Below are 14,595 nucleotides of genomic sequence, written 5' to 3' on the forward strand. Positions count from 1 at the left end.
GCCGGGGTGGAAGCACCAAGCGTCTCGGAGAGCACGCCGACCGCGACGCCGGAGATCGCTCGCGGCACGTGGCTCGTCGTGCCGCTGTACAACGAGGCGCCCGTGGTCCGCGAGGTCATCGAGGCCGCGCGTCGGACGTTCCCCAATGTGGTCTGCGTCGACGACGGCTCGGCCGACGACTCCGCCGCGCAGGCGCGCGCCGGCGGTGCGCACGTCGTGCGGCACTCGATCAATCTCGGCCAGGGCGCCGCGCTCCAGACGGGCCTGCGGTACGCGCTCCGCGACCCGGGCGCGCGCTGGATCGTCACCTTCGACGCCGACGGCCAGCACCGCATCGAGGACGCGCTGCGGATGGTCGAACGGCTGCGGGACGAGCCGCTCGACATCGTGATCGGCTCGCGGTTCCTCGACGGCCGCACGAAGCCCGGCCTGCTGAAGCGCGCGGTGCTGCGGGCGGCCGTGGTGTTCCAGCGGATCACGAGCGGGGTGAAGCTCACCGACGCCCACAACGGCCTGCGTGCCATGACGCGCGAGACCGCCGCGCGCATCCGCATCACGCAGAACCGCATGGCCCACGCCTCAGAGCTCGTCGACCAGCTGGGCTCGCTCGAGCTGCGCTACGCGGAGGAGCCGGTGCACGTCATCTACACGGAGTACTCGCGCTCGAAGGGCCAGTCGCTCTGGAACTCGGTCAACATCCTCAGCGAACTCATCTTCAAGTAGGCGGCAGGCATGGGAACCGACAAGATCGTCATCCAGATCATCCTCATCATCGGCCTGGCGGTACCGGCCGTCATCCTGCTGCTGCCGTCGAAGGGCGCGCGGAGCCTCGCGATCCGGCGGCTGACCCTGCTGCTCGTGCTCGTCGTGGGCATCATCGCGATCATGTTCCCGTCGCTCGCCGATTCGGTCGCGGCGCTCGTGGGGGTCGGCCGCGGTGCCGACCTGCTGCTGTACGGGCTCATCATCGTCTTCATCGGCTACACGCTCTCGACGTCGGCCCACCTGCGCCGGGTCGACCGCCAGATCTCGGCGCTGACGCGAGAGCTCGCGATCGCCGAGGCAGCGCCCCCGGAGCCCCGCTCCGAAGGCGTCCGGGAGCGCTGACCCTCAGGCGAAGGCCGACTGGCCCGTGATCGCCCGGCCGACGATGAGCGCGTTCATCTGCGCCGTTCCCTCGTAGGTGTAGAGCGCCTCGGCGTCGGCGAAGAAGCGCGCGACCTCGAAGTCGGTGACGATGCCGTTGCCCCCGCACACCTCGCGGCACCACGAGACGACCTCGCGCATCCGGCTCGTCGCGTAGGCCTTGGCGAGCGCCGAGTGGGCGTCCTCCTGCCGGCCCTCGTCGAGCATCCGCGAGACCTGCACGCACAGCGCGATCGACGCGGTGATGTGGCCGAGCGACTTCGCGAGCAGGTCCTGCACGAGCTGGTGGCCCGCCAACGGCTTGCCGAACTGCACGCGCTCGGTCGTGTAGCGCACCGCCGCCTCGTAGGCGCCCATCATCACGCCCACGGCGCTCCACGCGACCTCCGCGCGGGTGAGCCGCAGCACGCGCGCGGTGTCGCGGAAGCTGTTCGCGCCCTGCAGCCGCTGCGCCTCGGGCACCCGCACGCCCTCGAGCACGATGTCGGCGTTCTGCACCATGCGGAGCGAGATCTTGCGCTCGATCGTCGTGGCGGTGAAGCCGGGCGTCCCGGTCGGCACGATGAAGCCGAGCACGCGGCCGTCGTCGGCGTCCTTCGCCCAGATGATCACCATGTCGGCGTGCGGGGCGTTCCCGATCCAGCGCTTCGCGCCGTCCAGCACCCACTCGTCGCCCTCGCGGCGCGCCGTGGTGCGCAGCCCCTGCGCGGAGTCCGAGCCCGACAGCGGCTCGGTGAGGCCGAACGCGCCGACGACCGAGCAGTCGGCGACCCGCGGCAGCCACTCGGCGCGCTGCTCAGGGCTCCCCGTGACGCCGATCGTGCCGGCGACCAGGCCGTTCTGCACGCCGATGAACGTCGAGACGGAGGCGTCGACCCGGCTCATCTCGAGCGCGACCCAGCCGCGGTACACGGCCGAGTTCTCGAACCTCGCGGTCTCGGGCCACGCGCCGCCGACGACGCCCAGCTCGCCGAGGCCCGGGATGAGCTCGGTGGGGAAGGCGTCCCGGTGCCAGTGGTCGAGGATGACCGGACGGACCCGCTCCTCCATGAAGGCGCGGATCTCGGCCAGGGAGGCGCGCTCCGCGTCGGTCAGGTCGGCGGCGAATCCGTAGAAGTCGCTCGCGAGCGGCGTGAACGTCATTGCTCCTCTTTCCTCCCGGCCTCCCTCGGCCGTCGCGGCAAGGCTATGGCCGACCACCGGCCGGATGCCCGGCCGTTGGTACGCTCGAGCCAAACTGCCGGAAGGAGACCGCGGCCGTGTTTGTGCCGATCGCCAACGAGCCGAGGGACTACGCCTGGGGCAGCACGACGCTGCTGGCGTCGTACCTCGGCCGCTCGGGCTCCGGCGGGCCCGAGGCGGAGCTGTGGCTCGGCGCCCACCCCGCGAGCCCCTCCGTCGTCGCGCGCGGCCCGCACGCCGGCAGCGAGCTGGGCTCCGTGCTCGACGCCGAGGGCGCCCGTCGGCCCGCGATGCTGCTGAAGGTGCTCGCGGCCGCCCAGCCGCTGTCGTTGCAGGCGCATCCGGATGCCGGGCGTGCGCGCGAGGGCTGGGAGCGCGAGGAGCGGCTCGGCATCCCGCTGGACGCGCCGCACCGCAGCTACCGCGACCCGAACCCCAAGCCCGAGATCATCGTCGCGGTCACGTCGTTCGAGGCGCTCAGCGGGTTCCGGCCGCGGGCGCAGGCGAGCGAGGTCGCGGCGGCGCTCGCGGCGGCCGACGAGCGCGCGGCGCCGCTCGTCGAGCACGTGTCCGCCGGCGACGCGCTCCCGTGGCTGCTCTCGGGGTCGCCCGACGTGGCGCCCGTCGTCGAGGCGGCCGTCGCCGCTCGCGACGAGCTCGCCCGCACGCACCCGGTCGAGGCCGACACCGTCGCTCGGCTCTCGAGCGCCCACCCGGGCGACCCGGGCATCCTCGTCGCCCTGCTGCTCAACCGGGTGTCGCTCGCACCGGGGGAGGCGCTGTTCCTGCCCGCCGGCAACCTGCACGCGTACCTCTCGGGTCTCGGCATCGAGCTCATGGGGCCGAGCGACAACGTGCTGCGCGGCGGGCTGACGCCGAAGCACGTCGACGTCGCGGAGCTCCTGGCGGTGGTCGACCGGACGCCGCTCGTCGATCCGCGGCTGCCGGCAGAGCCGCTCGACGGCGCCGTCGCCTACCGGCCGTCCGCGCCGTTCGAGCTGCGGCGGGTCGCCGGCCGGCACGACGTCGATGCGGGCAGGGCGCTGCTGCTGGCCGTCTCCGACGCCACTGTCACGGTCGACGGCGAGACGCATCGGATGCGGGCGGCGGACGCGGCGTGGATCGACACCGCGGCGCCCTTCCGGGTCGACGCCGCCGAGGCGTGGCTCGCGCTCGAGCGCGACACGCCGCAGGCCGGGGTTCCGGCTCTCAGCGCCGCGACACTCCTAGAATCTCCGACTTGACGCGAGGCGAACTACACCGGTGTAATTGAGGCAACGCAGGCCCGGCCGGGGTCCTGCAGAACCGGGGGAAATCGCCATGCGAGAGGGAGTGCAGCGCACCACGACAGCAGCGCAGGCCATCGACGAGGGCGGCCTTCGCCGCGGGGTGCCGGGCGACTGGTTCGTCGACCCCGTGATGCTCGGCGTGCCGGGCGTGCGCACCGAGGTCGACGACGCACCCCTGTCCTGGCAGGCCGACGCGCTCTGCGCCGAGACCGACCCCGAGGCGTTCTTCCCGGAGAAGGGCGGCTCGACCCGCGACGCCAAGCGCATCTGCGAGTCGTGCGATGTCCGGCAGCAGTGCCTCGAGTACGCGCTCGAGAACGACGAGCGCTTCGGCATCTGGGGCGGCCTCTCCGAGCGCGAGCGCCGCAAGCTGCGCAAGCTCGCCTGACGCGCGACGGCGGCGCTGCCGGTCCAGGGGCGGCCAGTAGGCTCCTCGCATGACCGTCGTGATGACCATGATGGTGCGTGACGAGGCGGACATCATCGCCGCGACGATCGAGCACCACCTCGCCCAGGGGATCGACCGGATCCTCGTGACCGACAATGCATCCACCGACGGCACGAGGGAGATCCTCGCCGAGTACGCCGCCATCGCTCCCGTCACCGTCTTCGACGACCCGGAGCACCGCAAGCAGCAGGCGCAGGTCGTCACGCGGATGGCCCGGCTCGCGTTCGAGGAGCACGGGGCCGACTGGGTGCTCAACGGCGACGCGGACGAGTTCGTGCGAGCGGTCGATCCCTCCCTCACGGTCGCGGAGGCCCTCGAGCGCACGCCGAAGGAGATCGGCGCGTTCACGGTGCCGGTCGTCAACCTCGTCGGCGCCATGGCTCGGCGCGGCTCCGGCCTCCGCCGGCTCGTGCTGCGCGACGAGCGCACCATCGAGGCGCTGCGCGCCGCGGGCGTGCACGCGCATCCGACGCCCAACGCCATCCACGTCGGCAGCCCGGACGTCGAGGTCGCGCACGGCAACCACTTCGTCTCGATCGAGCAGCGCGGCGAGCCGCCCGCCGAGGCCGCGCTCGAGGTGCTGCACCTGCCGTGGCGCTCGTCCGGGCAGTTCGAGCGCAAGACCGAGAACATGGGTCGCGCCTACGAGCAGAACCCCGACCTGCGCCCGAGCGCCAATCACCACGGCATGCGGGACTGGCGACGGATGCGCGCCGGCGTGCTGCTGCCGTTCCTCGCGCGCCGCATGCCCGTGGCCGAGGAGCTCGACGTGCCCGGCTTCCGTGAGGACCGGTCGCTCGTCGAGAGCCTCGAGCGGCTCGAGCCGCTGCTGCCCGCGCGCCTCGCGGCCGTGCTCGACGACAGCGCCGACGCGCCGTTCACGACCGCCGAGATCCAGGAGCAGCGCGCGCTCGCCGAGCTGCTCGCGCCGCTCGACCAGGTGGCGCAGGACGACATCGTGGCGCTGCGGGACGAGCTCGACGCGCGCAACACCGAGCTGTTCCAGCTGCGGCTCGAGCGCGAGACGATCGACGCTATCCCGGGCGTCGCCGCACGCATCGCCGCCGAGCGCGAGGACGCGTGGCACGCGGGGCTCGACGCCGCAACGCCCGCGCGGCTCGCGCTCGAGGGCCAGCTCGCCGACGCCCGCGAGCAGGCGGCGCGGGCCGGGGCCGAGCGCGACGGGGTCGCGTCGCAGCTGCAGCAGCTCCGCGCGCACCCCGCGATCCGCGCGGCGGCAGCGGTCAAGCGGGCGGCCCGGCTCGTGCGCCGCTGAGCCGAGCGGCCGGCCGATCGAGCGGCACACCGCCCCAATCCCGAGCCCCCGCGACGATCGCGCCTAGCCTTGCCGGGTGCATCCGAGGGTATTCGCCGTGCTCGCGGCCAGCAGCGGCGCCGCGTACCTGCCCGCGACCCTCGCCGGCATCGGTGCCCAGACCTCGCCGCCCGAGCGGCTCGTCGCCGTCGACGGCGGCTCTCGCGACGACTCGCGCGCGCTGCTCGAGGCATCGCAGGCGAGCAGTGTCGTCGTCGCGCAGCGCCTGCCGTACGGGTCGCTGATCGGCAAGGGCGTCGCGTCGCTGCCGCCCGCGGAGGACGGCGACTGGCTGTGGCTGCTCGCGCACGACGCGGCTCCGCACCCGCGCGCGCTCGAGGCGCTGCTCGCGCACGTCGAGTCGCACCCGAGCGTCGTCGTCGTCGGACCGAAGGTCATGCGCGCCGACGAGCCCGACCGGTTCTCGGAGTTCGGGCAGTCGATGACGCCGTTCGGTCGCAGCCTGCTGCTGCACGAGGGCGAGCTCGACCAGGGGCAGCACGACGACGACTCCGACCGGCTCGGCGTGGCCGAGACCGGCGTGCTCGTGCGGCGCGACGCGTTCGCGGCGCTCGGCGGCTTCGACCCGACGCTCCGCTCGATCGACGCCGGCCTCGACCTCGGCGTGCGCGCCCGGCTCGCCGGGCACCGCGTCGCCGTCGAGCCGCAGGCGCGCGTGCGCCGCGCGGGCGGCCCCGAGCACTTCGCCGCTCGCGCCGTGAGCGACGCGGCCCGGGTCGCGATCGCCCGGCGCGCACAGCTGCACCGCAGGCTCGCGTACGCGAACCCGCTCGCGCTCATCGCCCACTGGCTGCTGCTCGTGCCGCTCGCGGTCGCGCGGTCCGTCGCGCACCTGCTCGCCAAGCGGCCGGCAGCGGTGCTCGCCGAGTGGCGCGCCACGCTGCTGGCGCTCGTCGACGTCCCCGCGGTCGTCCGCGCCCGGCGCCGCATCGCTCGCACCCGCGTGGCGCGCTGGTCGTCGCTGCGGCCGCTGCGGGCGTCGTGGCGCACGGTCCGCTCGCACCGTCGCGCGGTCGGCGACCCCGCGCGGATGCAGGAGGCGGTGGATGAGCGGGTCGGCTTCGTCGAGGGCGCCGGGCTCTGGGTCGCCGCCGCCGCGGCGATCGTCGGCGTCGTGCTCTCGCCCCAGCTCATCGGCGCGGCCGCGGCGACGGGAGGCGCGCTGCTGCCGCTGTCGGACTCGCTCGGCGACCTGTGGGCGAACGCGCTCGCGGGCCCGCAGGACGCGCTCGGCCGGATCGTGGGCCCGGCTGATCCCTTCACGATCGTGCTCGCGCTGCTCGGCACGCTCACGCCGTGGGAGCCGTCGACCGCAATCGTGATCCTGCTCCTGCTCGCGCCGGGCGCCGCCGCGGTCACCGCGTTCTTCGCGGTGCGGGGCATGACCGCGTCGCGCTGGGCGCCCGCGGTCGCCGCCGCGGTGTGGTGCCTCTCGCCGACGCTGCTCATCGGCATCGTCGACGGCCGGCTCGGCGCCGTCCTCGCGCACATCGCCCTCCCGCTCGCGACCACCGGCGTGCTGCTCGCCCACCGCTCGTGGCGGGCGGCGGGCGCGGCGGCGATCCCGCTCGCCGTCGTCGTGGCCGGGGCACCCGTGCTGCTGCCCGCGATGCTGCTGCTCGCGCTCCTCGGCGTCGGCTTCGGCTGGCGCTCGCCGCTGCGGCCGCTCGCGGCGCTCCTGCCGGCGCTCGCGCTGCTCGGGCCCGTGGTCGTGGCGCGATGGACGGCCGGCTCGCCGCTCGCCGCGCTGACCGATCCCGGCCTGCCGCGAGCATCCGCCCCGCCCACCGCCGTCGAGGCCGCGCTGCTGTCGCCCGACGGCTCGCTCGCGACCCTCGACGGCGTCGTCGCCGCGATCGCGCCGGGGCTCGACGCCCGCTGGTTCGCGCTCGCCCTGCTCGCCCCGCTCGCGCTGTCCGCGCTCGCGGCCGTCGTGCTGCGCCCCGCGCGCGCGTGGCCGTGGGTGCTGCTGCTGCTCGCCGGCTACGCGACCGCCGTCGCGGCCTCTCGGCTCGCGCTCACGACCCTCGATGGCGAGCCCGTCGCGGTCTGGGCCGGCTCGGGCGCGTCGCTCGCGCTCGCGGCGCTCATCGCGCTCGCCGTCACCGCCGCCGAGATCGACGACCGCCGCGCGGGCGTGCCCGGGGCGCTCGTGGCGCTCGCGGCGATCGTGACGACGGTCCCGGTCGTCGCGACGGCGTTCCTCGCCCCCGAGGTCGTCACCCCCGCGCCGGAGCGCCGCATGCCCGCCTTCGTCGACGCCGCCGCGGCCGAGGACCCGCGCGTCGGCACGCTCGTGCTGCATCCGCTCGCCGAGTCCGTGCTCGCGGTCGACGTCGAGCGCGGCCGCGGCACCGCCCTCGACGACCTCGCGACCGGTGAGCTCGTGCGCACCGACGCCGACGAGCTCGACGCCGAGCTCGCGCAGGCCGCGGTCGATCTCGCCTCCGGTGCCGACGTCGACGTCGATGCGCTGCTCGACGGCCAGGGCGTGCGCTTCCTGCTGCTCGAGCAGGAGCGCGAGGGCGCCGCCGGCCTGCACGACCGCGCGCAGCGGTCGCTCGACGCCCGGGGCGATCTGCAGACCATCGGCCAGACCGAGGCGGGGCTGCTGTGGCAGCGGCTCGAGGCGGCGCCCGCGCCGGCGGTCGAGCAGCCGTCGTGGGCGGGCTGGCTGCTGCTCGGGCAGCTCGTGGCGCTCGCCGGCGCCGTGATCGCGGCGCTGCCGTCGCTGCGCCGCGGTGCCCGCGTGCGCACGAGACGGCTCGAGGGAGCGGGGGAGTGGCGATGACCGATCGGGACCAGGCGCCGGAGCCCCTCGACGAGTCGCAGGAGTTCGACGACCCCTCGCCCATCGCCGATGGCGAGCCGCCCCGCGACCACGAGCCGACGGCCGAGGAGCTGGCGGTCGAGGCCGCGGCCCGTGCCGAGCCGGCCGACGGCGACATCGCGAGCGACGTCGCGCTGACCGACCGCGAGGCCGCCGCCAACGACGCCGCAGAGGCGGTCCGGCGCGGCGACCGCCGCCAGGTCTCCCGCTGGAGCGCCCGCGCCGCCGCCGGCCTCACCGCCGTCGCGCTAGGCGTGGGAGCAGTGCTCGGCGCGAGCGCGCTGCCCGACGACCTCGGCGTCGTCGCCACGGCGCCGTCGACGCTCGTGCAGCCCGCCTCGCCGCTCCAGTCGCGCGTGTGCGCGGGACCGGCGCTGCGCGTCGGCACCTCCGACGGGCAGGATGCGCGCGCGATCGCCGCGGTCGCCGACCCGCGGGTCGCCGTGGGCACGCTCGGCGGCGACGTCGTCCGGTCGCAGCTCGTCGTCCCGACCGCCGAGGGGCTGAGCGGGGGCGAGGCCGTGGTGCAGCGCGGCGAGGCATCGACGCTGTCCGCGGCGCAGACGCTCGACGTCGACGTCGAGACCGTCGGCGGGCTCGCGGCGAGCGAGTGCGCCGAGCCACGGCTGCAGCAGTGGCTCGTGGGAGGCTCCACGCGCACGGGCCGCCAGACCGCCCTCACGATCGCGAACGCATCCGAGGTCGGCGCGAGCGTCGACGTCACGGTCTACGGGCCGGACGGCCCGATCGAGTCGGTCGGCTCGACCGGCCTCGCGGTCGCGGCCGGCACCGAGACCGTGCTCGACCTCGCCGCGATCGCGCCCGGCGTGCCCGACGCCGTCGTGCACGTCGCGTCCGCCGGCGCACCGGTCACCGCCCACCTGCAGCAGACGACGACGCGCGGCCTCGAGCGGGGCGGCTTCGACGTCGTCGACCCGGTGGTCGCGGGCACGTCGGCCGTGCTGCCCGGCGTGCGCATCGACGCGCCGTCGGGGCTCGAGACGCAGCCGGACTTCGACGACACCGTGCCCGTGCTGCGCGTGCTCTCGCCGACGGGCGGTGCGCTGCGGCTCGCGTTCCAGTCCGCCGACGGCTCGGTCATCGAGTCGGAGGGCGCGCTCGAGGCGGGACGCGTGACCGACTTCCCGCTCGACGAGCTGCCGGTCGGCACGCTCGCGATCCGGGTGGAGTCGGATGCGCCCGTCGTGGCGGGCGCGCGGACGGTCGCCACGTCCGGCACGGGCCTCGACTTCGACTGGGTCGCCGGCGGGCAGCCGCGCTCCGGCACCTCGGCGGTCGCGGTGCCCGAGGGCCCGCGCGCCACGATGCACATCGTCAGCACGTCCGACGTGGACCAGCAGGTGTCGATCGACGGGGAGTCGGTGACGATCGCAGCGAACGGCGTGCACGCCCGCCGCGTCGAGCCGGGGTCCGTCGAGGTCGACGGCGCAGACCTGGTGATCGCGCTCGACTACCGCGGCGACGGTGAGGTGGGTGGGTTCACGGTGAGCCCGCAGGGGCCGGCGGCCGAAGGGGTGCTGGTGCTGCACTGACGGTCATCCATGCGGCGAGACGGCGAGGTCTCGGTACGCGGCCTTCGGCTGCTACTCGACCTTGAGCGGCGCTGTCTAGTGGGTCTCGATACGCGGCCTTCGGCTGCTACTCGACCTTGAGTCCTCCGGACGCAACGCCGCTGCGCGGCATTGCGTCCTGCGGACTCAACTCAATGGTGCCGCCACCGGTCTGGCGCGACCTCCCACGGATCGCGCCCGATGAGCTCGGCGGCCGCGCGGAAGACGGCGCCCTCGATCGCCACCTGCCGGTGCCACGGGTCGTCGATGTGCACGCGCGGCAGCCGCTGCAGCGGCAGCCGGTAGATCGTGATGGTGCGCTGGGCGGCGTCGACGGCCCACTCCGGCACCTCGTCGATGCGGTCGGCGATCGATCGCGGCGGCATGTCGGCCCATTGGAACAGCACGTCGCCGAGCTCCGCCGGCCACAGCGCCATGACGTAGTCGGCCGCATCCGCCGCGATGTCCTCGAAGCGCGTCTCCCGCGACGAGAGGAACGGCAGCACCGGGCCGGCGACCGACGAGCGCATCTCGCGCCCGTGGCGTGAGCCGCGGGAGTGCTTGCGCGCGTGCATGGGCTCATCCTACGTGTCGCCCGTCGGCCCGACCGGGCGCCGGTAGCCTTGGGCGGATGGATGACGCGATGTGCTCACGGCCCGGCTGCCGCCGATTCGCCGACCGCACCGTGACCGTCGACTACGCGGCGCAGCTGCTCGTCGTCGGCCCGCTCCAGCCCGCCAGCCGGCGTGGCGCGATCGAGGGCAGCTACGACCTCTGCGACCCGCACGCCGACCGCGCCAGCGGACCGACGGGCTGGCAGGTCGTGCGCCACGAGCCCCACCGCGCCGAGCGCTGATGGGCATCCACGCATCCGATGAACGAAGAGGGACCATGGCGCTGACCGACATCGTGAAGGCCTACGACGTGCGAGGCCTCGTCGACGGGCAGCTGACCGAGGAGGTCGTGCGCGCGCTCGGCGCCGCGTTCGCCGACGAGGTGGGCGGCGAAGCCCCGATCGTGATCGGCCACGACATGCGGCCCTCGTCGCCGGCGCTCGCCGCCGCCGCGGCCGACGGCGTCCAGGCGCGCGGCGTCGACGTGGTGCTGATCGGCCTCTGCTCGACCGATGGCACCTACTTCGCCTCCGGCACGCTCGACGCGCCCGCCATGATGTTCACCGCATCGCACAACCCGGCCGCCTACAACGGCATCAAGTTCTCGCGCGCCGGCGCGCGCGGCGTCAGCCTCGACACGGGCCTCGCGGCCATCCGCGACGGCGCGCAGCGCTACCTCGACGAAGGGCTCCTCGAGGCGCCCGAGCGCGGTGCGCTCACGCGGCAGGACGTGCTCGCCGACTACGCCGCGCACCTGCGCTCGCTCGTCGACCTCTCCTCGATCCGGCCGTTGAAGGTCGTGGTGGATGCCGCCAACGGCATGGGTGGGATGACGGTGCCCGCGGTGCTCGGCGGGGCCGCCGGGCTCGGCGAGCTGCCGCTCGAGATCGTGCCCATGTACTTCGAGCTCGACGGCACGTTCCCGAACCACGAGGCGAACCCGCTGGACCCGAAGAACCTCGTCGACCTGCAGGCCGCGGTCATCGAGCACGGCGCCGACCTCGGGCTCGCCTTCGACGGCGACGCCGACCGCTGCTTCGTGATCGACGAGCGCGGCGGCGCGGTCTCGCCGTCGGCCGTCGCGGCGATCGTCGCCGAGCGCGAGATCCGCCGCGTGCAGGCCGAGGGCGAGCAGGACGTCGTGGTGATCCACAACCTCATCACGAGCCGCGTCGTGCCGGAGGTGATCGCCGCCGCCGGCGCCACGCCGGTGCGCACGCGCGTCGGGCACTCGCTCATCAAGGACCGCATGGCCGAGACGGGAGCGGTCTTCGGCGGCGAGCACTCCGCGCACTACTACTTCCGCGACTTCTGGGGCGCCGACAACGGCATGCTCGCGGCGATGCACGTGCTCGCGACGCTCGGCGCGCACGACGAGCCGATGTCGCAGCTCGCGGCACGCTACTCGCCGTACGCGTCCTCCGGCGAGATCAACTCCACCGTCGCCGATGTGCCGGCCGCGTACACGCGCGTCGTCGAGGCGTTCACGGGAAGGGCGGAGTTCGACGAGCTCGACGGCCTCACGGTGACGGCGCCCGACGGCGCCTGGTGGTTCTCCGTGCGCCCCTCGAACACCGAGCCGCTGCTGCGGCTGAACGTCGAGGGGGAGCGCGAGGCCGCGATGGTCGCGATCCGCGACGAGGTGCTGGCACTCATCCGCGCCTGAGGTGCCGCGCTCGGTCGAGCCGCCGTGCTGGGCCGGTACGCCGGGCACGGCCCAGTACGCTGAGAGCCATGAGCACGCTCCTCGTCACCGGCGGCGCCGGCTTCATCGGCTCGAACTTCGTCCACTACGTCGTCGCGAACACCGACCACGACGTGGTGGTGCTCGACAAGCTCACCTACGCGGGCGACCGCGAGACGCTCGCGAGCCTGCCCGAGGATCGCGTGCGGCTGGTCGTCGGCGACATCGCCGACGCGGAGGTCGTCGACCCGCTCGTCGCGGACGCCGACGCGGTCGTGCACTACGCCGCGGAGTCGCACAACGACAACTCGCTCGACGACCCGGCTCCCTTCGTGCACACGAACCTCATCGGCACGTTCACGCTCCTGGAGGCCGCGCGCCGCCACGGCACCCGCTTCCACCACATCTCGACCGACGAGGTCTACGGCGACCTCGAGCTCGACGACCCCGCGAAGTTCACGCCGGAGACGCCCTACAACCCGTCGAGCCCGTACTCGTCGACGAAGGCCGGCTCCGACCTGCTCGTGCGCGCGTGGGTGCGCTCGTTCGGGCTCGAGGCCACCATCTCGAACTGCTCCAACAACTACGGCCCGCGGCAGCACGTCGAGAAGTTCATCCCGCGCCAGATCACGAACGTCATCGACGGGGTGCGGCCGCGGCTGTACGGCGCGGGCGAGAACGTGCGCGACTGGATCCACGCGGACGACCACTCGAGCGCCGTGCTGCGCATCCTCGAGCAGGGCCGCATCGGCGAGACCTACCTGATCGGCGCCGACGGCGAGCGCAACAACCTCGAGGTCGTGCAGGCGATCCTGCGGCTCATGGGCCAGGAGCCCGACGCGTTCGACCACGTCAAGGACCGCCCGGGTCACGACCTCCGCTACGCGATCGACGCGTCGAAGCTGCGCGACGAGCTCGGCTGGGAGCCGGCCTTCACCGACTTCGAGTCCGGCCTCGCCGACACCATCGAGTGGTACCGCTCGAACGAGGCGTGGTGGCGGAAGCAGAAGGCCGACGCCGAGGCGAAGTACGCCGCGGCCGGGCAGTGAGGTCGAGCGCGTGACGACGGAGCCCATGCAGACGGGCAAGCAGCTCGCGGTGCGCGAGACCCCGATCCCCGGGTTCCGGGTGATCGACCTGCCGGTGCACGGCGACAACCGCGGCTGGTTCAAGGAGAACTGGCAGCGAGAGAAGCAGCTCGCGCTCGGGCTGCCCGACTTCGGTCCGGTGCAGAACAACATCTCGTTCAACGCCACCGCCGGCGTCACGCGCGGCATCCACGCCGAGCCGTGGGACAAGTACATCTCGGTGGCCTCCGGCCGCGTGTTCGGCGCATGGGTCGACCTGCGGGAGGGGCCGTCGTTCGGCGCCACGTTCAGCATCGAGATCGACCCGTCGATCGCGGTGTTCGTGCCCCGCGGCGTCGGCAACGCCTTCCAGGCGCTCGAGGAGGACACCGCCTACTCGTACCTCGTCAACGCGCACTGGTCGGCGGAGGCGCAGGGCGAGTACACGTTCCTCAACCTCGCCGACCCGACCGCCGCGATCGCCTGGCCGATCCCGCTCGAGCAGGCGGAGCTGAGCGACAAGGACCGCGCGCACCCGATGCTCGCGGACGTGACGCCGATGCCGCCGCGCCGCACGCTCGTGATCGGCGCGAACGGTCAGCTCGGTCGGGCGCTGCAGGCGCTGTGGGCGGATCGCCACGACGTCGACTTCGTCGGTCGCGACCGGGTCGACCTCGCACGCCCCGCCTCGCTCGACGGCATCCGCTGGTCCGCGTACGACACCATCGTGAACGCCGCGGGCTACACCGCCGTCGACGACGCCGAGTCGCCCGAGGGCCGGCGCGACGCGTGGGCGGTGAACGCCACCGGGCCGGCGAGGCTCGCCGCCGTCGCGGCGGAGCACCGGCTGACGCTCGTGCACGTGTCGAGCGACTACGTCTTCGACGACTGCGAGGGGGAGCGCGACGAGCAGGACGCGCTGGGTCCGCTCGGCGTCTACGCGCAGACGAAGGCCGCCGGCGACCTCGCCGTCGCCGCGGCACCGATGCACTACATCGTCCGCACGTCGTGGGTGGTCGGCGAGGGCAGGAACTTCGTCTCGACCATGGCCTCGCTCGCCCGCCGGGGCGTCGAGCCGCAGGTCGTCGACGACCAGATCGGCAGGCTCACGTTCGCGAGCGAGCTGGCGCGGGCGATCGACCACCTGCTCTCGGTCGGTGCGCCGCACGGGCTCTACAACGTCTCGAACGGCGGCGACGCGGTGAGCTGGGCGACCATCGCCCGTCGGGTGTTCGAGCTCGCGGGCAGCGATCCGGCGAAGGTGTCGCCGGTGTCGACCGAGGACTACTTCGCGTCGAAGTCGGGCGTCGCGCCCCGACCGCGCCACAGCGCGCTGCGCCTCGAGAAGCTCGAGGCGACCGGCTTCGCGCCGCGCGACCAGTTCGCGATGCTCGAGGAGTACGTGCGCTCGCTGCCCGGCGGATGACG

At 74.1% G+C, this 14,595-nt stretch carries 13 protein-coding genes; 11 read left to right on the forward strand and 2 right to left on the reverse strand.

Annotated elements, in window-relative coordinates; translation table 11 throughout:
• Positions 1-6: 6 nt before the first annotated feature.
• Both ACLQ21_RS07980 and ACLQ21_RS07985 read left to right on the forward strand, forming a co-directional pair.
• Positions 7-723, forward strand: a complete 717-nt coding sequence (locus tag ACLQ21_RS07980) for a glycosyltransferase family 2 protein (protein WP_425662718.1) — start codon at positions 7-9, stop codon at positions 721-723.
• Between the two features lie 9 nt (positions 724-732).
• The gene (locus ACLQ21_RS07985; protein WP_425662719.1) at positions 733-1,107 is read left to right on the forward strand and encodes a DUF2304 domain-containing protein; all 375 of its coding nucleotides are present in this window, start codon (positions 733-735) and stop codon (positions 1,105-1,107) included.
• Between the two features lie 3 nt (positions 1,108-1,110).
• Here ACLQ21_RS07985 and ACLQ21_RS07990 read toward each other — a convergent pair whose 3' ends face one another.
• Positions 1,111-2,289: an acyl-CoA dehydrogenase family protein gene (locus ACLQ21_RS07990; RefSeq protein ID WP_425662720.1), complete on the reverse strand. Its 1,179-nt coding sequence runs from the start codon at positions 2,287-2,289 to the stop codon at positions 1,111-1,113.
• Positions 2,290-2,405: 116 nt separating this feature from the next.
• Between ACLQ21_RS07990 and manA the strand changes: the two genes are divergently transcribed.
• The 5 genes from manA to ACLQ21_RS08015 all read left to right on the forward strand — a co-directional run bounded on the left by manA (position 2,406) and on the right by ACLQ21_RS08015 (position 9,784).
• Positions 2,406-3,572 (forward strand): mannose-6-phosphate isomerase, class I, encoded by a 1,167-nt coding sequence (gene manA, locus ACLQ21_RS07995; RefSeq protein WP_425662721.1) that lies wholly within the window; start codon positions 2,406-2,408, stop codon positions 3,570-3,572.
• Positions 3,573-3,747: 175 nt separating this feature from the next.
• On the forward strand, positions 3,748-4,005 hold the full coding sequence (locus tag ACLQ21_RS08000) for a WhiB family transcriptional regulator (RefSeq protein WP_425662909.1): 258 nt from the start codon (positions 3,748-3,750) through the stop codon (positions 4,003-4,005).
• A gap of 49 nt (positions 4,006-4,054) precedes the next feature.
• The gene (locus ACLQ21_RS08005) at positions 4,055-5,341 is read left to right on the forward strand and encodes a glycosyltransferase family 2 protein (RefSeq protein WP_425662722.1); all 1,287 of its coding nucleotides are present in this window, start codon (positions 4,055-4,057) and stop codon (positions 5,339-5,341) included.
• A 76-nt stretch (positions 5,342-5,417) separates the two neighbouring features.
• Positions 5,418-8,192: a glycosyltransferase gene (locus ACLQ21_RS08010; RefSeq protein ID WP_425662723.1), complete on the forward strand. Its 2,775-nt coding sequence runs from the start codon at positions 5,418-5,420 to the stop codon at positions 8,190-8,192.
• On the forward strand, positions 8,189-9,784 hold the full coding sequence (locus tag ACLQ21_RS08015) for a DUF5719 family protein (RefSeq protein ID WP_425662724.1): 1,596 nt from the start codon (positions 8,189-8,191) through the stop codon (positions 9,782-9,784). Before ACLQ21_RS08010 ends, ACLQ21_RS08015 begins: the two co-directional genes overlap by 4 nt.
• Positions 9,785-9,954: 170 nt before the next feature.
• Here the strand turns inward: ACLQ21_RS08015 and ACLQ21_RS08020 are convergent, their stop codons facing one another.
• On the reverse strand, positions 9,955-10,377 hold the full coding sequence (locus ACLQ21_RS08020) for a hypothetical protein (protein ID WP_425662725.1): 423 nt from the start codon (positions 10,375-10,377) through the stop codon (positions 9,955-9,957).
• 56 nt (positions 10,378-10,433) lie between these two features.
• Here ACLQ21_RS08020 and ACLQ21_RS08025 point away from each other — a divergent pair, with 56 nt between their 5' ends.
• The 4 genes from ACLQ21_RS08025 to ACLQ21_RS08040 all read left to right on the forward strand — a co-directional run bounded on the left by ACLQ21_RS08025 (position 10,434) and on the right by ACLQ21_RS08040 (position 14,593).
• Positions 10,434-10,658, forward strand: a complete 225-nt coding sequence (locus tag ACLQ21_RS08025) for a DUF3499 family protein (protein WP_425662726.1) — start codon at positions 10,434-10,436, stop codon at positions 10,656-10,658.
• Between the two features lie 35 nt (positions 10,659-10,693).
• The gene (locus ACLQ21_RS08030) at positions 10,694-12,082 is read left to right on the forward strand and encodes a phosphomannomutase/phosphoglucomutase (RefSeq protein WP_425662727.1); all 1,389 of its coding nucleotides are present in this window, start codon (positions 10,694-10,696) and stop codon (positions 12,080-12,082) included.
• Between the two features lie 68 nt (positions 12,083-12,150).
• Entirely contained in the window at positions 12,151-13,149 is a 999-nt protein-coding gene (gene rfbB / locus ACLQ21_RS08035) for a dTDP-glucose 4,6-dehydratase (RefSeq protein WP_425662728.1), read from the forward strand.
• A gap of 25 nt (positions 13,150-13,174) precedes the next feature.
• Positions 13,175-14,593, forward strand: a complete 1,419-nt coding sequence (locus ACLQ21_RS08040; RefSeq protein WP_425662910.1) for a sugar nucleotide-binding protein — start codon at positions 13,175-13,177, stop codon at positions 14,591-14,593.
• Positions 14,594-14,595 lie beyond the last annotated feature (2 nt).

It is taken from the genome of Agrococcus sp. DT81.2 (assembly GCF_049844935.1).
Taxonomy (GTDB): domain Bacteria; phylum Actinomycetota; class Actinomycetes; order Actinomycetales; family Microbacteriaceae; genus Agrococcus.

Bases quoted from the DNA above. Each gene is read 5' to 3' on its own strand.
- ACLQ21_RS08015 (WP_425662724.1), top strand. From the start codon at position 8,189: ATGACCGATCGGGACCAGGCGCCGGAGCCCCTCGACGAGTCGCAGGAG.
- ACLQ21_RS08030 (WP_425662727.1), top strand. From the start codon at position 10,694: ATGGCGCTGACCGACATCGTGAAGGCCTACGACGTGCGAGGCCTCGTC.
- rfbB (WP_425662728.1), top strand. From the start codon at position 12,151: ATGAGCACGCTCCTCGTCACCGGCGGCGCCGGCTTCATCGGCTCGAAC.
- ACLQ21_RS08000 (WP_425662909.1), top strand. From the start codon at position 3,748: ATGCTCGGCGTGCCGGGCGTGCGCACCGAGGTCGACGACGCACCCCTG.
- ACLQ21_RS07990 (WP_425662720.1), bottom strand. From the start codon at position 2,289: ATGACGTTCACGCCGCTCGCGAGCGACTTCTACGGATTCGCCGCCGAC.
- ACLQ21_RS08020 (WP_425662725.1), bottom strand. From the start codon at position 10,377: ATGCACGCGCGCAAGCACTCCCGCGGCTCACGCCACGGGCGCGAGATG.
- ACLQ21_RS08040 (WP_425662910.1), top strand. From the start codon at position 13,175: ATGCAGACGGGCAAGCAGCTCGCGGTGCGCGAGACCCCGATCCCCGGG.
- ACLQ21_RS08005 (WP_425662722.1), top strand. From the start codon at position 4,055: ATGACCGTCGTGATGACCATGATGGTGCGTGACGAGGCGGACATCATC.
- ACLQ21_RS07985 (WP_425662719.1), top strand. From the start codon at position 733: ATGGGAACCGACAAGATCGTCATCCAGATCATCCTCATCATCGGCCTG.
- ACLQ21_RS08025 (WP_425662726.1), top strand. From the start codon at position 10,434: ATGGATGACGCGATGTGCTCACGGCCCGGCTGCCGCCGATTCGCCGAC.